Origin of the sequence: Kineococcus gynurae (genome assembly GCF_042433995.1) — a bacterium.
Classification (GTDB): domain Bacteria; phylum Actinomycetota; class Actinomycetes; order Actinomycetales; family Kineococcaceae; genus Kineococcus; species Kineococcus gynurae.
Map to the genome: position 1 here is coordinate 47,341 of NZ_JBHLUI010000007.1, position 22,348 is coordinate 69,688.

The 22,348-nt window shown below is 74.2% G+C and carries 18 protein-coding genes; all 18 read right to left on the reverse strand.

Annotated elements, in window-relative coordinates; all coding sequences use genetic code 11:
- Positions 1-52: 52 nt before the first annotated feature.
- Complete coding sequence (locus ACFFKU_RS06205) at positions 53-736, reverse strand: hypothetical protein (RefSeq protein ID WP_380136536.1); 684 nt, start codon at positions 734-736, stop codon at positions 53-55.
- Positions 737-780: 44 nt separating this feature from the next.
- A complete protein-coding gene (locus tag ACFFKU_RS06210; protein ID WP_380136578.1) occupies positions 781-2,121 on the reverse strand; it encodes a DUF1972 domain-containing protein in 1,341 nt (446 codons plus the stop codon).
- A gap of 905 nt (positions 2,122-3,026) precedes the next feature.
- Positions 3,027-5,123, reverse strand: coding sequence for an alginate lyase family protein (locus ACFFKU_RS06215; RefSeq protein WP_380136538.1), 2,097 nt, complete (start codon positions 5,121-5,123; stop codon positions 3,027-3,029).
- Positions 5,124-5,421: 298 nt separating this feature from the next.
- Positions 5,422-8,961 carry a DNA polymerase III subunit alpha gene (dnaE, locus tag ACFFKU_RS06220; protein ID WP_380136539.1) on the reverse strand — a complete coding sequence of 1,180 codons (3,540 nt, stop codon included), beginning with the start codon at positions 8,959-8,961 and terminating at the stop codon, positions 5,422-5,424.
- A gap of 122 nt (positions 8,962-9,083) precedes the next feature.
- Positions 9,084-9,761 (reverse strand): MOSC domain-containing protein, encoded by a 678-nt coding sequence (locus tag ACFFKU_RS06225; protein ID WP_380136541.1) that lies wholly within the window; start codon positions 9,759-9,761, stop codon positions 9,084-9,086.
- Between the two features lie 140 nt (positions 9,762-9,901).
- The gene (locus ACFFKU_RS06230; protein ID WP_380136543.1) at positions 9,902-10,825 is read right to left on the reverse strand and encodes an RluA family pseudouridine synthase; all 924 of its coding nucleotides are present in this window, start codon (positions 10,823-10,825) and stop codon (positions 9,902-9,904) included.
- Complete coding sequence (gene lspA / locus ACFFKU_RS06235; protein ID WP_380136544.1) at positions 10,818-11,405, reverse strand: signal peptidase II; 588 nt, start codon at positions 11,403-11,405, stop codon at positions 10,818-10,820. The genes ACFFKU_RS06230 and lspA overlap by 8 nt, the downstream gene beginning before the upstream one ends.
- A gap of 175 nt (positions 11,406-11,580) precedes the next feature.
- Positions 11,581-12,171, reverse strand: coding sequence for a TraR/DksA family transcriptional regulator (locus ACFFKU_RS06240; protein WP_380136545.1), 591 nt, complete (start codon positions 12,169-12,171; stop codon positions 11,581-11,583).
- A 107-nt stretch (positions 12,172-12,278) separates the two neighbouring features.
- Entirely contained in the window at positions 12,279-12,860 is a 582-nt protein-coding gene (locus ACFFKU_RS06245) for a DivIVA domain-containing protein (protein ID WP_380136547.1), read from the reverse strand.
- A gap of 191 nt (positions 12,861-13,051) precedes the next feature.
- Positions 13,052-13,351 (reverse strand): YggT family protein, encoded by a 300-nt coding sequence (locus tag ACFFKU_RS06250; RefSeq protein WP_380136549.1) that lies wholly within the window; start codon positions 13,349-13,351, stop codon positions 13,052-13,054.
- Between the two features lie 196 nt (positions 13,352-13,547).
- Positions 13,548-14,108 carry a cell division protein SepF gene (locus ACFFKU_RS06255; RefSeq protein WP_380136550.1) on the reverse strand — a complete coding sequence of 187 codons (561 nt, stop codon included), beginning with the start codon at positions 14,106-14,108 and terminating at the stop codon, positions 13,548-13,550.
- A gap of 93 nt (positions 14,109-14,201) precedes the next feature.
- Positions 14,202-15,020, reverse strand: a complete 819-nt coding sequence (locus ACFFKU_RS06260; RefSeq protein ID WP_380136551.1) for a YggS family pyridoxal phosphate enzyme — start codon at positions 15,018-15,020, stop codon at positions 14,202-14,204.
- Positions 15,017-15,787 carry a peptidoglycan editing factor PgeF gene (pgeF, locus tag ACFFKU_RS06265; RefSeq protein WP_380136553.1) on the reverse strand — a complete coding sequence of 257 codons (771 nt, stop codon included), beginning with the start codon at positions 15,785-15,787 and terminating at the stop codon, positions 15,017-15,019. Before pgeF ends, ACFFKU_RS06260 begins: the two co-directional genes overlap by 4 nt.
- Positions 15,784-17,106, reverse strand: a complete 1,323-nt coding sequence (gene ftsZ / locus ACFFKU_RS06270) for a cell division protein FtsZ (protein ID WP_380136554.1) — start codon at positions 17,104-17,106, stop codon at positions 15,784-15,786. The genes pgeF and ftsZ overlap by 4 nt, the downstream gene beginning before the upstream one ends.
- A gap of 280 nt (positions 17,107-17,386) precedes the next feature.
- Positions 17,387-18,394 carry a cell division protein FtsQ/DivIB gene (locus ACFFKU_RS06275; protein WP_380136556.1) on the reverse strand — a complete coding sequence of 336 codons (1,008 nt, stop codon included), beginning with the start codon at positions 18,392-18,394 and terminating at the stop codon, positions 17,387-17,389.
- Complete coding sequence (gene murC, locus ACFFKU_RS06280) at positions 18,391-19,743, reverse strand: UDP-N-acetylmuramate--L-alanine ligase (RefSeq protein WP_380136579.1); 1,353 nt, start codon at positions 19,741-19,743, stop codon at positions 18,391-18,393. Before murC ends, ACFFKU_RS06275 begins: the two co-directional genes overlap by 4 nt.
- A 98-nt stretch (positions 19,744-19,841) precedes the next feature.
- Positions 19,842-20,969, reverse strand: coding sequence for an undecaprenyldiphospho-muramoylpentapeptide beta-N-acetylglucosaminyltransferase (murG, locus tag ACFFKU_RS06285; RefSeq protein ID WP_380136558.1), 1,128 nt, complete (start codon positions 20,967-20,969; stop codon positions 19,842-19,844).
- The gene (gene ftsW / locus ACFFKU_RS06290) at positions 20,966-22,348 is read right to left on the reverse strand and encodes a putative lipid II flippase FtsW (protein WP_380136560.1); all 1,383 of its coding nucleotides are present in this window, start codon (positions 22,346-22,348) and stop codon (positions 20,966-20,968) included. Before ftsW ends, murG begins: the two co-directional genes overlap by 4 nt.

Genomic DNA, 22,348 nt, shown 5'->3' on the forward strand with positions numbered 1-22,348 from the left:
TCGCAGGCCGCGGTCGGTCGTGCGGGTCCGACGCCGTCGCGCCGGGCCCGGGTCAGCTGCGGACCTGCAGCACCTGCGCCGAGCTCACGGTGGTGATCTGGACCAGCAGGTCGCTGCCGGCGGGCGCCCCGGTGGGCAGCGAGAAGGCGTACCTGCCCGAGGCCGACCCGCCGGGCTGCAGCAACCCGGTGGCGGGCGCCGACGGGGACGCGTCGGTCGCGGGGGCCGGCGTGCCGTCGGCCAGGGTGGCGGTCACCCGCACCCCGTCGAGCCCGACCGGGAAGTCGGCCCCGTTGGTGAAGGAGATGTCGAGCAGGACGCCGGGACCGGCGACCTCGCCCGGCCCCGACGCGGTCAGTTCGACGGGCGCCGAGGACGTCAGCGAGGCGGAGAACCCCTCCTCGGTCCGGGCCGGGGTCCCGGCCGGGACCGGCGCCAGGGTCTCGGTGCCCACCTGGGGGGCGACCCGGCCCAGCTGGGGGTCCTGCGGCGTCGCCGCCGGGCCCGGGGCCGCGGTCGCCGAGGCGTCCGGGGTCGACGGGGACTCCGGGGACCCCGGGGACCCCGAGGACGTGGCCCCCGCCGAGGGGGTCACCGCGGGGGTGCTCGCCGAGGTCGGGGCCGAAGCGTCGGCACCGGGGTCGTCGGAGGAGCAGCCGGCGAGCAGCACGGCACCGACGGTGCTGAGCGCGAGCAGCGTCGCGGGGACGCCGACGCGGCGACGGCGGAGCGACATGTGGCGATTCCACCACGGATGGTGACCGCCACGCGGGAGAACGCTCACCTCGACTCGTCGGCGGCGACGCGACCGGCGACCGGGACCCCGGGAAGCTCCTCCGGGATGCCGTTGTCCAGCACCTCGTGGGTCAGCACCTCGGGCGCGAGGTCGTCGGCGCGCACGGACGCGGTGCCACCGAGGATCTCGGTGCTGAACAGGTCGTGGCGCGCGGAGGTCGGGCGCGGGGTGAGCGCGCCCATGCGGTCCAGGGTGGCGCGCGACCCGGTCGGCAGGCCCGCGGCGAGGTCGCGGCACAGCTGCTCGTAGCCGGTCGCCACCTCGTCCCAGTCGTAGAGCGAGGCGCGGGCCCGGCAGGCGCGGGCGCGGTCGGCGGTCGCGCGCGGGTCGGCCTCGGCGGACTCCACGAGGGCGGCCACGTCGGCCGGGGTGGCGAAGTAGCGCGAGGCCCCGCCGAGCACCTCGCGGTTGAACCGCACGTCGAAGGCGTCCACCGAGGCGGTGGCCCCGATGGCGCGCAGCAACGAGGGGTTGGTGCCCCCGACCGAGTGCCCGTGCAGGTAGGTGAAGGAGCCGGCGTAGAGCTGGTCGAGCAGCTCCTGGTCCCAGACCCCGCCGAGGAGGCGGACCCGGTCGTCGGCCATTGCTCGCACCCGGGCGGTGTAGGCGTCGGAGTAGGGCGCCGAACCGACGACCACGAGCGGGAGCCGGGCGCCGCTGCGGACGTAGCCCTCCACGATCAGGTCGACGTGGTTCTCGGGTTCGAAGCGCGCGACGACCAGGTGGTACCCGCGCGGCCGCAGCCCCACCTCGGCCAGTTTCTCGGGGCAACCTCCGCCGTCGACGACCGGCGCGCCGTAGGTCAGCAGCGTCGTGTCCACGTCGAACCGGTCGCGGTAGTAGTCCTGGATACCGACGGCGTCGGCGATCAGCGCGTCCGACCAGCGGACGGCGAGCGCCTCCCCGGCCCGGTAGTAGCGCCGGCCCGCGGGGCCCCACTTGGCCCGCTGCCACTCCAGACCGTCGACGTGGGTCGCGACGGGGATCCCGCGGGCCCGCAGGACGGGCAGCAGGGGCGCGTTGGCGGAGTTGAAGACCAGGGCCACGTCGGACCGGTGGGCGACCTGGTGGGCGACGGAGAGGGCGGTGTGGCTCAACGTCTCCAGCGAGCGGCGGCGCAGCGCGGGCAGGTGGACCAGGTTCATCCCGCGGTAGCGCTGCGGGCGCTCGGGCCGGCCGTCGGCGCCGGGGGCACCCTTGGCGGCGTTGCTGGTGCGGCAGTAGACGACGACCTCGTGGCCCCGGTCGGCGAGGCGGGCCCCGACCTCTTCCACGCACGTCTCGAAACCGCCGTATCGGGCCGGCACACCGCGCGTCCCGATCATCGCGATGCTCAGGTGTCGTGCCACGGGACTCCCCCTCGTCGACGCCCGTCCCCCCGGACGGCCGTACAGTGCTTTCACCCTAGGCCACAGCTCGACTACAGCCTGGTTCTTCATCCGACGTTAACTCGACGGAAGGTCCACTTCCGTTACAGCCGTCACCGACCCGGGCTAACGGGCCGACGATCGGGCCGAGACCCGTTCGGGCACAAGGGCCGACCGGGTGATCACGATGTCCTCCGTAGGTCGCGGCGAGCGCCCTGCGGTCGCTCGCGTCCGACCTCGATCCGGGCCTCGGAACGCAGCGGAGACATCGTTCCCGACACCCCGGCCGGGCCGGATCGATATCGAAACGAGACCCCCGACCTTCTCGTTTCGGCAAGGGCGACGAGAACCTGAACGTTCAGCCACCGCCGTCACCCGCTCGGAGTTGCAGAAGTACGGATGGGGTGGATGATACGCCTGCGACGGACGGGAACCGGTGGGCGCGGACACCGGTCCGGCGGGCGAGCGCCGCCCCGACATCCGGCCCCCCACGATCGACCCGCCCATGCCCGGCTCTCCCCGCGACCTGCTCCCCCGCGACCGACCCCCGCGCCCGACCCCCGACGGCCGGGCGTCGGGCGGGCCGGACCCCGGTCGCGATCCGCAGGACTCGTCGGGCGGCCGCACCGCATCCCGGTCGAGGACAGCGGCGCCCGGCCCCTGCCCGGAGCCGTCCGGTCGTGGGACGGCGCCCCGGGGCGCACCCGGGAACGCACCCGGGAACGCACCCGGGAATGCGGACGGGAATGCGGACGGGAATGCGGACGAGGAAGGCCCGGACGGGTCCGACCGGCTGCTGCCGGTGGACCCGTCCGGGCCGTGCGCATCGCTGCGGTTCGAGCGGATCGTGCGGTTCGAGCGGATCAGGCGGTTCCGTGGGTCAGGGTCTCCCAGTTCATGTGCAGACCGCTGCCGGCGCCGTTGATCGTGCTGAGCAGCTTGCGGGTCTCGGGCATCGAGATGCCGAGGCGGCCGGCGAAGTGGTGGTACCCGATCGCCCAGGTGTAGGTGTAGCCGTTGCCGCCGAGGGACATCGGCTTGTTGCAGACCCACCCGGAGGCGGAGGGGTTGTTGATGAACTTGGCGTTGTACTCCATGCCGGTCACCAGGCGGGTGCGCTCGGCCCCGAAGAGGTCGATCCCCTGGATGCGCGCGGTCTCGCCACCGGCCAGAGCGGCACCGAAGAACATCGCGGTGTGGCTGGCGTCACGGCAGGTCTCCTGCTCCAGGCCCGGGACGAACCGCTGCGGGTCCTTCCAGTAGGTCCCGAGGTAGGAGGGCGTCACCGTGGTGTTGTTCGGGACCAGCGGGCGGGCGCCGTCGGAGGCGAGGTAGATGTGGCTCTTGACCTGGTCGCGCCAGTCGCCGACGCCGTTCTCGAACACCGCGCGGTTGTTGGTGAAGACCCCGATGTTCATCGTGGCCTCGGCCATGGACAGCTGCCAGTTCGAACCGCCGGCCTTCCAGCCGTCCTGGACCCGCGGCAGGAACGCCGAGGTCAGCATGTTCTCGAACCGGGTCGCGTCGGCCGCGCTCCACCCGGCACCGGAGTAGCGGACGAGTTCCGCCGCCTTGGTGAAGGTCTCCGCACCCCAGGCCGCCTGCAGCAGACCGTTGCTGTAGGTACGGGTGTCGAACTTGTGCTCCTTGAGCGTGCCCGACCAGGCGTTGAGGATCTCGATGGCCTTGGCCGCGTGACGACGGTCACCGGTGTAGTACCAGAGCAGCGCCTGGCTGTAGGCGGCCTGCGCGTCGTCGGTCTCGGCGTTGCAGCCGACGTTGGCGCCGGAACCGCACTCCACCGAGGCCACCGGCTTCGGGGTCCAGGTCAGCTTGGCGAAACGGGAACCCTTGAGGTCGGCGAGCGCCCCGGCCCACGGCTGCTTGCCGGCGAGCGCGTTGCTGCGGGCCTCGTCGAGGGAGGACACGCTGTTCACGATGCCCGGGTGACGGAACCCGTTGGTGGTGACCGAGGTGAACTGCGGCAGACCGGAGTTGTTGCCGGTGTTGCCGGTGTTGCCGGTGTTCCCGGTGCTGGGGCTCGGGCTGCTGGTGGGCTTCGGGGTGCTGGTCGCGCTCGGCGTGGGCGAGTTCGTCGGCCGCGGCGAGGTCGACGCGCTCGGGCTCGGCGAGGTCGTCGGGGCGGGCGAGTTCACCGGGGTCGGCTGGTTGTTGCTGCTGCCCGCGTTGGCGGTGAGCGAGGACGCCTGGAAGTAGGCGACCTTGACCAGGGCGGAGCGGCCCGAGGAGGCGAAGTACTGCTCGAGACCGACCGAGCCGGCGCCGGTGATGCTGGTGTCGGTGGTCTTGACCTGGAAGGCCGGGACGCTGGACCCGGTGCGCCACACCCGGGCCTGCAGGGTGGAACCGACCGCCTGGGCCTCGACCTCGAGGCGGACACCGGGGGCGGCGGTCACCGAGGGGGCGACGCGGGCCAGGGTGGTGGTCGCGTTGCCGCTGACCTTGTTGATCCGCAGGCTCAGCTTGCCGTCGGTGTCGACGATGACGGTCGCCTCGTAGCGGGCGTCGTTGCTCTGCCGGCGCAGCACGGTGGTCTGGTACAGACCGACCTTGCCGGCGGTGGAGTCGAGGCTGAAGGCGTGGCGGACGGAGACGTCCTTGGCCGAGACCGAGTTCAGCAGCTGCGAGGCGCCCTGCCCGGCGGGGACGTCGGCGATCCGGAGCTGGCCGTTGCCGGCGAGGAGGGAGGACCCGTTGGGGGCCCAGGTGGTCCAGCTGCCACCCTGCGCGGCCTTGGCCAGGGGGCGGGTCGACCCGGCGAAGTCGTCGCGGGCGAGCAGCGAGCTGGTGGAGTTGGTGGCGGCGGCAGCGGCCGCCGGGAGGCCACTCGGGACCGCGGCCTGCGCGGCGGCGGCGGTGGCGACGAGGCACGTGGCAGCGGTGGCCGCCGCGAGCAGAGTCGCGACCGGCCGGAGGCGGGGGGTCTCAAAGATGGGCACGAACAAGACTTCGGTGCCCGGGCGACGTCACTACAGCCCGCCGATCGGGTGCTCTCCCCCGGGAAGGGGCGCTACCAACAGTCACATCGCGTGACGATCTCCGGGTGTTACACGTCCGCTGACCTGCATCGACGGTGATCCTTCGTCGCGCCCTCCCCCGGACGGGTCAGGGGGCGACACGCCGAGACGCGGTCTGCTCCGACACGCCGTCACGGAGGGTCGTGCGGACACGCCCGTTCGGCCCAACGCCCTCGGACGGAGCAGCACCGGCCACTCGACGCCCGAGGGCGAAGGGTTCCTAGACCAGGCAGCTGGGGCCGAGGAGCGCCTTGAGGTCGCCGAAGAGGGCCGAGGTCGGGGTGACCCGGAGCGAGTCGTCGAGGCGCATGAGCGTCCCGCTGCCGTTGCCCTTGGTCAGTCGCAACCGCACCTCGGTCATCCCCGGGTGGGTCGTGAGCACGTCGCGCAGCCGTTCGACGACCGGCTGGGTGCACCGGGTGGCCGGAAGCGTGACGGTGACCGGCAACCCGTCGGTGGCCGAGACGTCGGGGACGGTCAGCTTGGAGGCGTAGATGGTCGGCACGTCGTCGCGGCGGTTCAACCGCCCCGAGACGGTGACCACGAGGTCCTCGGCGAGCAGCTGGGCGACCTCCATGTAGGCCGCGGGGAAGAAGAGGCACTCGATCGCCCCCTCGAGGTCCTCGACGGTCACGATCGCCCAGGGGTCGCCCTTCTTGGTCAGCTTCCGCTGCAGACCGGTGATCATCCCCGCGATGGTCACCGTGGAGCCGTCGGGGCGGCCCTCGTCGGCGGTGAGGGAGGCGATCGCGCAGTCGGAGGCGTTGGCCAGCAGGTGCTCCAGGCCGAACAACGGGTGGTCGGAGACGTAGAGGCCGAGCATCTGCCGCTCGTGGGCCAGCAGCTCGGACTTGTCCCACTCCGGGATGTCGGGGATCTCCACGGTGAACCCGCCCGCGTCGGCGTCGGAGTCCCCGCCCAGGCCGGCGAACAGGTCGAACTGCCCGATGGCCTCGTTGCGCTTGACGTCGACCACCGCGTCGACCGCGTCCTCGTGGCGGGCCACCAGGGCCCGGCGACGGTGCCCGAGGGAGTCGAAGGAGCCGGCCTTGATGAGCGACTCGATGGTCCGCTTGTTGCAGACCACCGCGGGGACCTTGGTGAGGAAGTCGGTGAACGACTCGTAGCGGCCGGCGGACTCCCGGGCGGCGCAGATCGCCTCGACGACGTTGGCCCCGACGTTGCGGATGGCGGTGAGGCCGAAGCGGATGTCGGTGCCGACCGCGGTGAAGTTGGCGCTGGACTCGTTGACGTCCGGGGGCAGCACCCGGATCCCCATGCGGCGGCACTCGTTGAGGTAGAGCGCGGACTTGTCCTTGTCGTCGCGCACGCTGGTCAGCACCGCGGCCATGTACTCGGCCGGGAAGTTGGCCTTCAGGTAGGCCGTCCAGTACGACACCAGGCCGTAGGCCGCGGAGTGGGCCTTGTTGAAGGCGTAGTCGGAGAACGGGACGAGGATGTCCCAGAGCGCCTTGATGCAGGCCTTCGAGAACCCGTTCTCGAGCATCCCGGCCTCGAAACCGACGTACTCGGCGTCGAGGACCTCGCGCTTCTTCTTGCCCATGGCGCGGCGCAGCAGGTCGGCCTTGCCGAGCGTGTACCCGGCGACCTTCTGCGCGATCGACATGACCTGCTCCTGGTACACGATCAACCCGTAGGTCGTGCCGAGGATCTCCTTGAGCGGTTCCTCGAGCTCGGGGTGGATCGGGGTGATCGGCTCCTGACCGTTCTTGCGCCGCGCGTAGGCCGTGTGCGACCCGGCCCCCATCGGGCCGGGCCGGTACAGCGCACCGACGGCGGAGATGTCCTCGAAGTTGTCCGGCCGCATGAGCCGCAGCAGCGAGCGCATGGGCCCGCCGTCGAACTGGAACACCCCGAGGGTGTCGCCGCGCCCGAGGAGCTCGTAGGTGGCCGGGTCGTCCAGCTCGAGGGCCTCGAGGTCGACCGGCGGCTTGTCGTTGAGGACGACGTTCTTCAGCGCGTCGTCGAGGATCGTCAGGTTGCGCAGCCCGAGGAAGTCCATCTTGACGAGACCGAGCGTCTCGCAGGTGGGGTAGTCGAACTGGGTGATGATCGCCCCGTCGGCCTCCCGCTTCATGATCGGGATGACGTCGATCAGCGGCTCCGAGGACATGATGACGCCCGCGGCGTGCACGCCCCACTGCCGCTTCAACCCCTCCAGGCCCTTGGCCAGGTCGACGACCCGGACGACCTCGGCGTCGGCCTTGTAGAGGTCGCGGAACTCGCCGGCCTCGGAGTAGCGCTTGTGGTCGGGGTCGAAGATCCCCGACAGCGGGATGTCCTTGCCCATGACCGCGGGCGGCATGGTCTTGGTGATCCGCTCCCCCATGGAGAAGGGGAACCCGAGCACGCGCGAGGCGTCCTTGACCGCCTGCTTGGCCTTGATCGTGCCGTAGGTGGCGATCTGGGCCACGCGGTCGGTGCCGTACTTCTGCACGACGTAGGTGATGACCTCACCGCGCCGGCGCTCGTCGAAGTCGACGTCGAAGTCGGGCATGGACATGCGCTCGGGGTTGAGGAAGCGCTCGAAGAACAACCCGTGCCGCAGCGGGTCCAGGTCGGTGATCTTCATGGCGTAGGCGGCCATGCTCCCGGCGCCGGAGCCGCGGCCCGGACCGACCCGGATCCCGTTCTCCTTGGACCAGGTGATGAAGTCGGCGACGACCAGGAAGTAGCCCGCGTAGCCCTTGGAGACGATGACCTCGATCTCGTAGTCGGCCTGCTTGCGCACGTCGTCGGGGATGCCCTCGGGGTAGCGCGCGGCCAGCCCGCTCCAGACCTCCTTGACGAACCAGCTCTCCTCGTTCTCCCCGGGCGGGCAAGGGAAGCGGGGCATGTAGGCGCCGGTCGACTCGGTGAACTCGACGTTGCACCGCTCGGCGATGAGCAGCGTGTTGTCGCAGGCCTCGGGGTGGTCGCGCCAGAGGTGGCGCATCTCGGCGGGGCTCTTGAGGTAGAACTCGTCGGCGTCGAACTTGAACCGCTTCGGGTCGCTCATGGTCGAGCCGGACTGCACGCAGAGCAGCGCCGCGTGGGCCGCCGCGTCGGCCGCCTTGGTGTAGTGCAGGTCGTTGGTGGCCACCAGCGGCAGGTCGAGGTCCTTGGCGAGCTTCAGCAGGTCGTCCTGGACGCGCTTCTCGATGTCGAGCCCGTGGTCCATCAGCTCGCAGAAGAAGTTGTCCTTGCCGAAGATGTCGCGGTACTCCCCCGCCGCGCGGCGGGCCTCGTCGTACTGACCGAGCCGGAGCCGGGTCTGCACCTCGCCCGAGGGGCAGCCGGTGGTGGCGATCAACCCCTTCGCGTAGGTGTCCAGCAGCTCGCGGTCCATGCGGGGCTTGTAGAGGAAGCCCTCCAGCGAGGCCAGCGAGCTCATCTTGAACAGGTTGTGCATGCCCGTGGTGTTCTCGGCGAGCATGGTCATGTGGGTGTAGGAACCCGCCCCCGAGACGTCGTCCCCGCCGCGGGTGCTCTGGTCCCCCCACTTCACGCGCGTCTTGTCCTGGCGGGCCGTGCCCGGCGTGAGGTAGGCCTCGACCCCGATGATCGGGTTGACCCCGTGCTTGCGGGCCGTGCGCCAGAAGTCGTAGGCGCCGAAGACGAAGCCGTGGTCGGTCGTCGCCAGCGCCGGCATGCCCATCGCGGCCGTCTCGCGGAACAGGTCGTCCAGCTTGGCCGCGCCGTCGAGCATCGAGTACTCGGTGTGCACGTGCAGGTGGACGAACGAGTCCGCGGATGCCATTCGGAGCCACTCCAGGGGTCGCGGGCGGGTGGTGCGGGTGGTAACGGATGAATCCTAGGCTCCGCCACCGACACGACCGGTCCGACACCTCGGCCTCGGCGGTGCGCCCGGCGGCCGTGCGCTCAGCGACGGGCGAGGGCGGCCCGGATGTCGGCGAGGTCGGCCGCGGGCAGCTCCTCGACCTCGGCCAGGCGGGGCAGCAGCCCGGGCTCGGTGGTCAGGGCGGCGAAGGCGGTGGCGATGCTGACCCCGTGCGCCGGGGGCGGGCCGACCTCGATGTCGGCGCCCGCGCGCAGGGTCCCGCCGGACAGGACGCGCAGGTAGGCCCCGGGCGTGCGGGCGGCGCTGAACCGCGGCACCCAGCGCTTCTCGCCCAGGAAGACCGCGAAGGTGCCGCACGGGATGCGCGGGCAGCTGACCTGCAGGACCACCTCGTCGTCCACGCCCGTCGGACCGGGGCTGCGCAGCGTCCAGACCTCGCCCACCACCGCGCCGGAGACGTCGACGCCGAGGGTGGTCAGGTTCTCGCCGAAGTTGCCGTTCGTGAGCTCCCGACCGAGCTCGCGGGCCCAGCCGTCGAGGTCCTCGCGGGCGTAGGCGTAGACGGCCTGGTCGTCGCCACCGTGGTTGGCGGTGTCGGAGATGTGGTCGCCCACCAGCCCGCTGCCCCCGCGACCCTTGGGCCCCGGCGCCCGCACGCGGACCGCCTCGGCCGTGGGCCGCTTGTCGATGCCGGAGGTCCCCTGCTTGGCGGCGATCGGTCGTTCCACCGCGAGGTTCACCGAGAGCACGCTGGCCATGGGAGGAATCTAGGGCGTCCCACGTCGGACCCCACGTCGGACTCCACCCGGCCCCTCGCCGCCCCGACCCGTCCCGGGATTCCTTGATCACGGGAGGGTGGTGGGGCGGGTGGGGCGGTGGGGCGGGTGGGGCGAATGGGTCAGTCGGCCAGTCGTTGCAGGGCGGTGGCCAGGTCGGCGGGATAGGTGCTGGCGAACTCGACCGGGAGCCCCGTGGCCGGGTGCTCGAAGCCGAGCCGCACCGCGTGCAACCACTGCCGGGTCATCCCGAGGCGGGCCGCGAGCGTCGGGTCGGCCCCGTAGGTCAGGTCGCCGACGCACGGGTGGCGCAGGGCGGCGAAGTGGACCCGGATCTGGTGGGTGCGCCCGGTCTCGAGGTGGATCTCGGCCAGGGCCGCGGCCCGGAAGGCCTCCAGCACCTCGTAGTGGGTGACGCTGGGCTTGCCGTCGGCGGTCACCGCGAACTTGTAGGCGCCCGAGGGGTGCCGGCCGATGGGGGCGTCGATCGTGCCGCGCAACGGGTCCGGGTGGCCCTGCACGAGCGCGTGGTAGACCTTCTCGACCGTGCGCTCCTTAAACGCGCGCTTGAGCACCGCGTAGGCGTGCTCGCTCTTGGCCACGACCATGAGCCCGGAGGTGCCGACGTCGAGCCGGTGCACGACGCCCTGCCGCTCGGCGGCTCCCGACGTCGAGATCCGGTAGCCCGCCCCGGCCAGGCCACCGACGACCGTCGGCCCCGTCCAGCCCGGGCTCGGGTGCGCGGCGACCCCGACCGGTTTGTCGACGACCACGAGGTCGTCGTCGTCGTGCACGATGCGCAGCCCGTCGACGACCTCGGCCACCACCTGCGGCGCCGAGGGCGGGTCGGGCAGCTGCACCTCGAGCCAGGCCCCGGCGGGCAACCGGTCGGACTTGCCGAGCGTGCGGCCGTCGCAGACGACGTGGCCGTCGGCGGCGAGCTCGGCGATCCGGGTGCGGGACAGCCCGAGCAGGCGGCTCAGGGCCGCGTCGACCCGCTCACCCGCGAGCCCGTCGGGGACGGGGAGACTGCGCTGCTCAGCCACGACGCCCACCCCCGCGGGCCGGACGGGCCCGGCGCGGGGTGCTCGGCACCGGGCGGCCGTCGAGCCCGACGTTGCGGAAGGCGAGGACCGCCACCAGGACGGCGGCGGCGCAGATGCAGGAGTCGGCCACGTTGAAGATGGGCCAGTGGGGCAGCTGCACGAAGTCGACCACGTGCCCCCGGGCGAACCCGGGCTGACGCAGGAACCGGTCGGTCAGGTTGCCCAGCGCCCCGGCCAGCAGCAGGCCCAGCGCCACCGCCCAGGCCCGGCTGCGCAGGCGGCGGGAGACGCGGATGACGACGACGACCACGACCGTCGCGATGATGGTGAAGATCCAGGTCATCCCGGTGGCGAAGCTGAAGGCCGCACCCGGGTTGCGGATCAGCCGCAGCTGCACGATCTCGCCCAGCACCGGGTAGGGCACCCCCGGCTCGAGGGAGGCCACGGCCGCGACCTTGGTGAGCTGGTCGGCGGCGTAGAGGACCGCGGCGACCGCGAAGAACAACCACGTCCGCCGGGCGGGCGGCGTCTCGGGGTCCGGCTCGCGCGCGGGGGGCTGGGGCGGGGAGGTCTCGGTCATGGCAGGGCCGAGTCTCCCACGACGATCGCCCCTCCCCGTCGGCCCGGCACCCGACCGGCCCGGCACCCGACCCGCCCGGCACCCGACCGGCCCGGCACCTGACCGGCCGGGCCCACCCGGGGGCGCCGCCGCCCGGGTGGGTCGGGATCGGTGCGGGCCGGGGCCGGGGCGGAACTTAGCGGCGCTCGGTGCGGGCCTTGCACCCGACGCAGAGCGTGACCCGCGGGAAGGCCTGCAGCCGGGCCTTCCCGATCGGGCCCGTGCACGTCTCGCACACCCCGTAGGCCCCGGAGGCCAGGCGCACCAGGGCGCGCTGGGACTGCTCCAGCAGGTCCCGGGCGTTCTGCGCGATCGTCATCTCGTGCTCTCGGCCCGCGGTGGCGGCGCCGTGGTCGACCTGGTCGTCCCCGGCACCCTCCCCGCCCGAGGACACCAGGCGCGAGAAGGAGCTGGCGGCCTCGTCGAGCTCGTCGGTGAGCCGGGTGACCTCGGCGTGCAGCTCCGCCGCGACCTCCTGCAGCTCGGCCGCGCTCCAGGCGTCCTCCCCGGCCCGGACGGGTACGTCCGTCGGGGCCGACGCCACCGCGACCGGGGTGGCGCCCGCCTCGGGGACCTCGACCACGCGGACCGCGGCCGAGCGCCGGGCGGCCCCGCTCGGGGCCCGCCCGGCCGCCACCGGACCGTTGCGCGTCGTCGCGCGGACCGCCGCTTCGTCCGCCGCCTGCGTCACCGTCTGCGTCACGGTCTGCGTCACCGTCTGCGTCATCGCCCCTCGCATCTACCCAGCCCCAGACGCAACACGCTGTTGCGTGGGGTCACCGTAGGGAAGATGACTATGGGTGAGCAAGCGGAAACGCCAAGTTACTCCCGGGGTCAGCGGGCGACGGCGTCGTCCTTCACCACGTGCGGGGAGCGACGGAGCTGGGCGAGCGCCTCGGTCATCACGCGCTCGAGCTGCTCGCGGTAGTCGGCCTCGCGGCCGCGCAGGTTCTCGATGGACTCCTCCAGCGACATGCGTCGCGAGTCCAGCTCGCCCAGGGTCCGGTCACGGGCGGTCTCCGCCTCGCCGACCAGCCGCTCGGCCTCGGTCCGGGCCGAGGCCACCAGGGCGTCGCGCTGGGACTCGCCGTCGTGGACGTACTGGTCGTGCAGCTGCTGGGCCAGGGCGATGATCCCGGCGGCCTGCTCGGCCGGGGCGGTCTCGGAGGCCGCCGGCGCGGGCGCGGCGGTAGCCGGCTTCTCCAGCTCGACGGGCGCGGGCGCGGCGGCCGCGGGCGCGGCGGACGGGCCGCCCTGCTCCAGGCGGTCGCGCAGCTCGGCGTTCTCCGCGTTCAGCCGGCGCAGCTCGGCGACGACCTCGTCCAGGAAGTCGTCGACCTCGTCCTGGGCGTAGCCCTCGCGGACGCGGGTGGGGTTGAAGCGCTTGTTGACGACGTCCTCGGGGGTCAGGGTCATCGGTTCACACCTCTGTGCGGAGTGGGGTGGGCGGACCCGACCGGCGGACCCGCGATTGTCGCGCCACCGTAGCCCATCCATGTGGGTGACCCGGGGGACTCGCAGCCATCCGGCCCGCACCCCGCGTGATCCCTGACCGAGGGTGCTCGACCCCTCACCACCTGCTGCGATCGGGGCGGTCCCCGCCCCGGTCAGCGGGCCGAGGCCGCGAGCCCCTGGAAGGTCGAGAGGAGGATCGAGGACAGCAGGAACAGCACGATGAAGGCCAGGTCGAGCTGGATCGCCCCCAGCCGGAGGGGCGGGATGAGGCGGCGCAGGGCCTTCAGGGGCGGGTCGGTGACCGTGTAGACGCCCTCGGCGAGGACCAGGACCGGACCGCGGGGCCGCCACTCGCGGGCCAGCATCTGCACCCAGTCCAGGACGAGCCGACCGATCAGGGCCAGGAAGAAGATCAGGACGAGGAAGGCCAGGAGGCCGAAGACCGCGGACACGTCTCCATCCTGTCATCCCTTCCCAGGAGCCGGCCGTGCGGGAGCTGAGCAGCACGCGCGGTCCACCCCCACGGCCGGGGCCCGCCGGCCACCCCCGCGACGGCCCCCGCGACGACGACGTCCCCGGCCCCGGGCAGGGGGGGGACGGGGACGCGTCAGGGCCGGTCGGCGTCGAGGAGCGCCGGGCGGGGAGCCCTCAGGACTGGTTGAAGAAGGTCCGCTCCGGCGGACGCTCCTCCTCCTGCGAGGCCACCTCGACGTTGGCGGGCGAGAGCAGGAAGACCTTGTTGGTCACGCGCTCGATCGAGCCGTGCAGGCCGAAGACCAACCCGGCCGAGAAGTCGACCAGGCGCTTGGCGTCGCTGTCGCCCATGTCGGTGAGGTTCATGATGACCGGGACGCCCTCGCGGAAGCTCTCGCCGATCGTCTTGGCCTCGTTGTAGGTGCGGGGGTGGATCGTCGTGATCCGGTGCAGCTCGGGGCCGCTGGACTGCGCCACCACGTGGGCCACCTGCCTCCTGATCGGGGTCACCTGACCCGTGGATTCTGCTCGTCGCTCGGCGACCGGGGCCTCGACCCGCGACTCGTGCCGGGCGTCGTGGCGCGACTCGACCCGCACCTCGGGCCGGGCGTCGGGGATCCGGTCGGCCCGAGCCGGTTCGGCGCGCCGCGGCGACTCCGGCTCGACGTCCTCGGCGTAGCGGTCGTCCTCGGCGAGGCCGAGGTAGACCATCGCGTTGCGCAGCGCGCCGGCCATGGGTGCTCCTCCTGGTAGAGCGGGACCGAGGGTGGGTCTCGAGCGGCACGACCGCGGACGGTCGCCGGACGGGTCGTACGGTTCGGTGGGACGCTATCGCGCGGGTGGACGCGGACCGAGGATGGCGGCGCCGACACGCAGGTGTGTCGCCCCGGCCGCCACCGCGGCCTCCAGGTCCCCGCTCATCCCCGCCGACAGGGCGTCGGCCCCGGGGTGCGCGGCCCGCACCCTCGCGGCCAGTCCGGCCAGCTCCGCGAACGCCGCGCCGGGGTCGACGCCGCGCGGGGCCACGGCCATCAGCCCCCGCAGCCGCAGCGCCGGGGAGCCGGCGACGGCGTCGGTCAGCTCCTCGAGCGCGTCGGGGGCCACCCCCCCGCGCGGCGCGGAGGGGTCGCGGGGCCCCAGCGCCGCGCGCCCGGCGGCGCTGCCGGCCAGGGCCGCCTCGAGGTCGACCTGCACGAAGCAGTCGAGGACGGCTCCTCCCTCGGCGAGGCGCGCCTCCCCCGCCCGGTGCAGGGCGTGGGCGAGCTTGAGCCGGTCGACGGAGTGCACCGCCGAGGCGTAGCCGAGCACCGAGCGCACCTTGTTGGTCTGCAGCTGACCGATGAAGTGCCAACGGGGCGGGTCCGAGGGTGGTCCCGTGGACGCACCCGTCCCGAGCTGGGCGCTCACCGCGGCCGCCTTGGCCGCCGCCTCCTGGTCGCGGCTCTCCCCGAGGTCGCGCTCCCCCAGGTCCAGCAACGTCAGGGCGTCGGCGGCCGGGAAGAACTTGCTGACGACGACCAGGGTCAGCGTCGACGGGTCGCGACCGACGGCGCGGGCGGCCTCCGTCAGCCGCGTGCGCACCGCGGTCAGGGCGGCGGCGAGCTCCGTCCGGCGCGACCCCGGGGCGACCGGGGTGTCGGGACTCATGGGGCCTCCAGCACGAGGAAGCCGCCCGTGCGACCGGTCACCCCGGAGCGGCGGTAGGAGTAGAGGTCGTCGTCCTCGGCGGTGCAGCGCGCCACGCGCCGGGCGGGCACGCCGAGCTCGGCCAGCTGGGCCAGCACCCCGGCGGCCACGTCGACACCGGTGGTCCCCCACCCGGTCCGGGCCCGGGCGGCGGGGGCGACCGCGGCCACCTCCTCGGCCATCGCGGGGGGCACCTCGTAGCAGGCCCCGCAGATGGCGGGGCCGAGCACGGCCCGGATCGCCCGCGCCCCGCGCTCGCGCAGGGCGGCGACGGTGGCCGGGACGACCCCGGCGACCAGCCCCGGCCGACCGGCGTGGGCGACCCCGACGACACCGGCCTGCGGATCGGCCAGCAGCACGGGCACGCAGTCCGCGACGAGGATCCCGATCGCGACCCCGGGGGTGGTGCAGACCAGGGCGTCGCCCTCGGGGGCCGGTCCCTCGGAGAGGGGCCCCTGCGCCACCTGGTCGAGGCGGTCGACGTCGACGACCCCGGCCCCGTGCACCTGCCGGGGGATGACCAGGGCGTCGGCCCCCAGCGCACCCCGCAGGGCCTCGCGGTGGGCCGCGACCCGCTCCGGGTCGTCCCCGACGTGGTCGCCCAGGTTGAACCCGGCCCACGCGGGACCGCCCGGGCGGGTCGAGACCGACGTCCGGGTGGTGAAACCCCCGTGGACGCCGGCCGGGAGGCCGGCGTCCACGAGGTCGGGGACGGACCCGGTGCTCACTTCAGGAAGTCGGGCACGTCCAGCTCGTCCTCGGGGGCGGGACGGCCGGGGCGACGGGACCCGGCCTGGTCCTGCGGCAGCTCGACGACCCGGGGCACGTGCACGGGCTCCGGCTCGGGCTCCGGCGCCGGCTGGGCGGCCACGGGCTGCGGCTCCGGCTGCTGCGGGTAGGCGCTCGGCTGCGGGTGGGCCGTGGGCGCCGGGGCCGGGGGGGTCCAGCGCGGCGCGGGGGCCGGGCTGGGCGTGAACTGCTGCTCGCGCTCCCCGGCGGCGGGGCGGGAGCCCGCGGTCGGGCGGGCGGGCGGGACCGCGCTGCCCTGGGGACGGCCGGAGACCTGGCCCAGCGCGCGCTCGTCGCGACGACGGGTGGGGGCACCGGAGTCGAAACCGGCGGCGATGACCGTGACGCGCACCTCGTCGCCGAGGGCGTCGTCGATGACCGCACCGAAGATGATGTTCGCCTCGGGGTGCGCCGCCTCCTGGACCAGTCGCGCCGCCTCGTTGATCTCGTACAGGCCGAGGTCGGAACCGCCCTGGATGGACAGCAGCACGCCGTGCGCCCCGTCGATGCTGGCCTCCAGCAGCGGGGAGCTGATCGCGGCCTCGGCCGCCTGGATCGCCCGGTCGTCCCCGCGCGAGGAGCCGATCCCCATGAGCGCGGACCCCGCACCCTGCATGACCGACTTGACGTCGGCGAAGTCGAGGTTGATGAGACCCGGGGTGGTGATCAGGTCGGTGATGCCCTGGACACCGGAGAGCAGGACCTGGTCGGCGCTGCGGAAGGCGTCGAGGATGCTGACCTGCTTGTCCGAGATGGACAGCAACCGGTCGTTGGGGATGACGATGAGGGTGTCGACCTCGTCGCGCAGCTCGGAGATGCCGGACTCGGCGGAGTTCGCGCGACGGCGGCCCTCGAAGGTGAACGGTCGGGTGACCACGCCGATGGTCAGCGCGCCCAGCGAGCGGGCGATGCGGGCCACCACGGGGGCGCCGCCCGTGCCGGTGCCGCCGCCCTCGCCGGCGGTGACGAAGACCATGTCGGCCCCCTTGAGGACCTCCTCGATCTCCTCGGCGTGGTCCTCGGCGGCCTTGCGGCCCACCTCGGGGTCGGCGCCCGCGCCGAGACCGCGGGTGAGCTCGCGCCCGACGTCGAGCTTGACGTCGGCGTCGCTCATGAGGAGCGCCTGGGCGTCGGTGTTGACGGCGATGAACTCGACGCCCTTGAGGCCGACCTCGATCATCCGGTTGACCGCGTTCACCCCGCCGCCGCCGACGCCGACGACCTTGATGACCGCTAGGTAGTTCTGCGGAGCTGCCACGTCGAGTGCCTCTCGCCTCTCTTGCAGTGCAACGCTCACCCTCAACTAGAGGGTTAACGTTATGTCATTCATCTGTTGGTCGCTGACCGTAGGGACCGCACGCGGGCCGGTGCAACTGACGCCTCGGCGTGTCGCCGAGCATGTCGGCGAGTCACGCATCCGGCGGAGGATTCCTACGTAGAGCCACCGCATCGTCACTTTCTGGTCATGACAGTCGGGACCGTCGGCGGCCCGACCGCACCCGGAGGGCGGTCGGTCCCGACCGGGAGGGTGAGGACGATCAGCCCGCGACCGCGGGGGCGTCGGGCGCCGACACGTCGATGCGCTCGGCCCCGGCCACGTCGGGGTCGGCGAGCAGCCGCTGGAGGACCTCGACCTTGCGCTCCGGGCGGTCCGCCCCGCCCCAGACGACCTCGGGACCCTCCGCGAGCCGCAGCCGGACGTCGTCGGGCGAGGACGCGGTGATCTCGGCGACCCGGGCGCGCAGGTCGGGGGGCAGCGCGGCGTTCACCTGCCGCGCGGCCTCCAGGGCCCCCACCCCGGCCCGGGCGACGTCGACCCCGAGCAGGGGGACCCCGGGCGGCGGGGTCTCGGCGTGCAGCCGGACGACCCCGCTCGCGTCGACCAGGTCGACCCCGCCCGAGGCGGCCGGGACGGCCGCGACCCCGACGCGTTCCTCGACCCGCACGATCAGCTCGTGGGGCCAGTGCCGTTGCACCGACACCGACGCCACGAACGGCAGGGCCTCCACCTCCCGCTCGCCCTCGCCCGACCCGGCGGTCAGCATCGGTCGGCCCAGCGCCGCCTCGGCCAGCCGCTGCACCTGGGCGGGGTCGGTCAGGCGGGTGCCCTCGACACGGACCGTCTCGACGCGCAGGAAGGGCGAGGCCAGCAGCAACCAGCCCGCGGCGCCCAGCAGCAGCAGGACCGCCAGCGCGCCGAGCAGGGTCCGGCGACCGGGGTGCCAGCGGCGCGAGGCCCGCACCACGGCGAGGTCGGCGATGCGCTCCGGTCCCGGGCGACGGGGCCCCGGACGGCGCGTGACGGCCGGACGCGCGGCGCGCGCCGTGGCCACGCCGGAGGCGTCCGGGGAGGCGGGCGGACGGGGTCGCGGCGGGCGGGCCGGGCGGTCGTCCCCGCGGGCCCCGGGGTGGGAGCCGGGATGAGCGCCGGGGTGGGAGCCGGGATGAGCGCCGGGGTGGGCCTCGCCGCGCCGCTCGGGGGCCGGCGTCGGGGAGGGGACGGGACCGGTCGGGTCGGGTCGGCGCGGCGGGGTGGGTCGGCTCACCGGGCGTCCTCGGCGGCCCGGAGGGCGGCCAGGACCTCGGGCCCGAGGCGCGTGACGTCCCCGGCGCCGACCGTCAGCAGCAGGTCGCCGGGCTGCAGCCGCGCCACCAGCTCGGGCACCGCCGAGGCGCGGTCGGGCAGGAAGACGACCCGCCCCGGGGGCAGGTCGACGGCGTCGGCGACGAGCGCCCCGGTGACGGCCGGGTCCGGGTCCTCGCGGGCCACGTAGACGTCGAGGACGGCGACGACGTCGGCCCGGCCGAGCGCGCGGGCGAACTCGGCCGCGAAGGCCCGGGTCCGGCTCACCAGGTGCGGCTGGAAGACGACGACGAGGCGCCCCTCCCCCGCCACCGGGCGTGCGGCGCGCAGCAGCGCCTCGACCTCGGTCGGGTGGTGGGCGTAGTCGTCGACCACGCGGACCCCGCCCGCCTCGCCCTTGCTCTCGAACCGGCGCCGCGCTCCCCCGAAGCGCCCCACCCCGACCACCAGCCGGGCCGGGTCGGCGCCGAGCTCCAGCCCGGCCCCGACGACCGCGGCCGCGTTCAGCAGGTTGTGCTCCCCCGGGACGGCCAGGACGACCTCGTGGCGCGACCCGTCCGGCAGCAGCAGCGTGGCCGCCGGGTGGACCCCCGGGCGCACGTCGAGGACCCGCAGGTCGGCCTCGGCGGTCCGCCCGTAGGCAAGCGTGCGGACGCCCTCCCCGCGGGCGTGCGCGAGCAGCCGCGCCGACCCGGGGTCGTCGGCGCAGGCGACCAGCGCGCCGCCCGGCCGGATCCGGGCGACGAAGTCCTCGAAGGCCCGCTCCACCGCCTCGGCGGTGCCGTAGTGGTCGAGGTGGTCGGGCTCGACGTTGGTGACGATGCCGATCTGCGGCGCGTAGGCGCGGAAGGACCCGTCGGACTCGTCGGCCTCGGCCACGAAGGCCGCCCCACCGCCCTCGCGCGCGCCCCCGTCGTCGCCACCGGTCAGCTCCCCGCCGATGGCGTAGGACGGGTCCAGTCCGGCCTCGGTCAGCGCGACCGCCAGCATCGACGACGTCGTCGTCTTGCCGTGGGTCCCGGCGACCGCGACCCCGGAGCGCTCGGCCATGAGCGAGGCCAGGGCCTCCGACCGGTGCAGCACCCGGACCCCCGCGGCCTGCGCGGCCCGCAGCTCGGGGTTGTCCAGACGCACCGCCGAGGACACGACGACGGTGTCGGCCGGGCCGAGCCCGGCGACGTGGGCCGCGTCGTGCCCGACGGCGATCCGGGCCCCGAGCGCGGCCAACCGGTGCAGGGTCTCGGAGTCGGCCGCGTCAGAGCCCGACACGCTCACCCCGCGACCGATCAGCAACCGCGCGATCCCGCTCATGCCCACACCACCGATGCCGAGCAGGTGCACGGCCCCGAGCTCGGCCACCGGCACGGGGACCGCGGACGGGTCCAGCCGGACCTGGAAGCGCTCGCCGCTCACGACCGGGCCCCCATGGCGTCGCGGACCAGCGCGACCAACCGCGCGTCGCCGTCGTGCACGCCGAAGGCCGCCGCGGCCCGGGCCGCCGCCCCCAGCGCGCTCGGGTCGGTCAGCAGCGGCAGGACCCGTTCCCGCACGATCGTCGCGTCGAGGTCGGCGTCGGCGACGAGCATCCCGCCCCCGGCCTCGACGACCGCGGCCGCGTTGCGGGCCTGCTCGCCGTTGCCGATCGGCAGCGGGACGTAGACGCCGGGCAGACCCAGCGCGGTGAGCTCGCTGACGGTGCCCGCCCCGCTGCGCCCGAGGACGAGGTCGGCCGCGGCGTAGGCGGCGCCCATGTCGTCGAGGTAGGGCCGCACCTGGTAGTGCTCGGGGTGGGCCAGGTCGCCGAGGCGGACCTCCTTGCCGCGTCCGGCGGCGTGCAGGACCTGCCCGCCCGCGGCGAGCAGCTCGGCCGCGGCCTGCGGCAGCACCTCGTTCAGCCGCTGCGCCCCGAGCGAACCCCCGGTGACGAGCAGCGTCGGACGGTCCGGGTCCAGCCCCAGGGCGAGCCGGGCCGCGGAACGGGCGCGGGCGCGCTCGGCCGGCGGAGCCGCCGCGAGCGCGGTGATCTCGCGGCGCAACGGCATGCCGGTGTGCTCGGCGCGGGGCAGCGGGGTCCCGGGGAAGGTGACGGCGACGTGCTGCGCCCACCGGGCGCCCACCCGGTTGGCGATGCCGGGCAGGGAGTTCTGCTCGTGCACCACGACGGGGACGCCGGCCCGGCGCGCGGCCAGGTAGGCGGGGGTGGCGACGTAACCGCCGAACCCGACGACGACGTCGGCCTCGATCCGCCGGATGGCCGCCCGGGCCGCGCCCACCGCCCCGGCCAGCCGGCCGGGCAGCCGCAGCAGGTCCACCGAGGGCTTGCGGGGCAACGGGACCCGGGGCACGAGGGCCAGCTCGAAACCCCGTTCCGGGACCAGTCGGGCCTCCAGCCCCTCGGCGGTGCCGAGGACCAGCAGCCGGACGTCGGGCAGCTCCTCGCGCAGCCGCTCGGCCGTGGCCAGCAGCGGGGCGACGTGCCCGGCGGTCCCACCCCCGGCCAGCAGCACCGCGGGGCCGCGCTCCGGCGCCGCGCTCACCCGCGCCGCCCGCGACGGCTGCGGTGCGGCAGGACCGCGAGCGAGCGCTGCACGACGGACTCCTTGGCCCGCAACGCCTCCGCGGCTCCCGGTTCGGCCCGCGCGAAGGACAGCAGGATGCCCATCGCCATCATGGTCAGCACGAGCGCGGACCCCCCGGCGGAGATGAACGGCAAGGGGACCCCGATCACCGGGAGCAGGCCGAGGACGACGCCGATGTTGAGGCAGGCCTGCCCGAGGATCCAGGTGCCGATCCCGGCGACGGCGATCTTGGTGAAGAAGTCCTCGGAGCGGCGGACCAGGCGCAGCGTCGTGAGGGCCAGCACCCCGAACAGCAGCAGGATCACCAGGGTCCCGGGCAGCCCGAGCTCCTCGCCGATGATCGCGAAGATGAAGTCGTTGTGGGCCTCGGGCAGCCACTGCCACTTCTCGCGGCTGGCCCCGAGCCCGAGCCCCCACCACCCGCCGGAGGCGAGCGCGTACTGCCCCTGCACCGACTGCCAGGCGACGTCGCGGATCTCGTGGGCGGTCGTGGCCGTGCCGAACAACCAGTCGTGCACCCGGCTCATCCGGTTGGGGCTGGAGACGACCAGGGCCGCCGCGAGCGCGAGACCCGCTCCCCCGGCGACCGCGAAGAACCGCATCGGGACCCCGGCGACGAAGAGCATGCCCGCGACGATCGCCATCATGACCATGGCGGTCCCGAGGTCACGGCCGAGCAGGACCAGACCGATGGTCACCGAGACGGGCACGAGCAGGGCCCCGAGCAGCTGCTTGGGTTCGTGCAACCGCTCGCGGCGGCGGGTCAGGGCGAGGGCCACGGCCAGCACGAGGGCGACCTTGGCCGCCTCCGAGGGCTGGGCGCGCAACCCACCCAGGTTGATCCAGTTCCGGTTCCCCCCGACCTCGTACCCGATGCCCGGGACGAAGACGAGCAGCTGCAGCAGCGTCGAGGCCAGCAGCAGCGGCAGGGCCAGCCGCGCCCACCCGCGCGCGGGCACCCGCATGCAGACGGCCAGCACGATCGCGCCGAACACCGCGAACAGGGCCTGGCGGACGAAGACCGCGTAGAGGGAACCGCTCTCGCGCAGGGACTCCACGCTGGAGGAGGAGAGCACCATGACCAGCCCGATGACCACCAGCAGGGCGGTCGTGGCCAGCAGGACGTGGTGGGTCGCGAGCGGGGAGTCGAGCAGGCGCAGCCGGGACCGGACGAACTCGCCGGCCTCCTCCAGCAGGACCGGGCGCCGCCACCCGCCCCGGACCGGACGCTGCGGGGCCCGCCGGTCCGGACCCGGGCGGGCTCCCGGACGGGTGCCCCGACCCGCGGGGACCCGACCGGAGGGGGCGCTGCGCGCCGGGCGCGAGGTGGTCGCCAC

Bases quoted from the DNA above. Each gene is read 5' to 3' on its own strand.
- ACFFKU_RS06205 (WP_380136536.1), bottom strand. From the start codon at position 736: ATGTCGCTCCGCCGTCGCCGCGTCGGCGTCCCCGCGACGCTGCTCGCG.
- ACFFKU_RS06210 (WP_380136578.1), bottom strand. From the start codon at position 2,121: ATGATCGGGACGCGCGGTGTGCCGGCCCGATACGGCGGTTTCGAGACG.
- dnaE (WP_380136539.1), bottom strand. From the start codon at position 8,961: ATGGCATCCGCGGACTCGTTCGTCCACCTGCACGTGCACACCGAGTAC.
- ACFFKU_RS06225 (WP_380136541.1), bottom strand. From the start codon at position 9,761: ATGGCCAGCGTGCTCTCGGTGAACCTCGCGGTGGAACGACCGATCGCC.
- lspA (WP_380136544.1), bottom strand. From the start codon at position 11,405: ATGACCGAGACCTCCCCGCCCCAGCCCCCCGCGCGCGAGCCGGACCCC.
- ACFFKU_RS06240 (WP_380136545.1), bottom strand. From the start codon at position 12,171: ATGACGCAGACGGTGACGCAGACCGTGACGCAGACGGTGACGCAGGCG.
- ACFFKU_RS06245 (WP_380136547.1), bottom strand. From the start codon at position 12,860: ATGACCCTGACCCCCGAGGACGTCGTCAACAAGCGCTTCAACCCCACC.
- ACFFKU_RS06255 (WP_380136550.1), bottom strand. From the start codon at position 14,108: ATGGCCGGCGCGCTGCGCAACGCGATGGTCTACCTCGGCCTCGCCGAG.
- ACFFKU_RS06260 (WP_380136551.1), bottom strand. From the start codon at position 15,020: ATGAGTCCCGACACCCCGGTCGCCCCGGGGTCGCGCCGGACGGAGCTC.
- murC (WP_380136579.1), bottom strand. From the start codon at position 19,743: ATGAGCGGGATCGCGCGGTTGCTGATCGGTCGCGGGGTGAGCGTGTCG.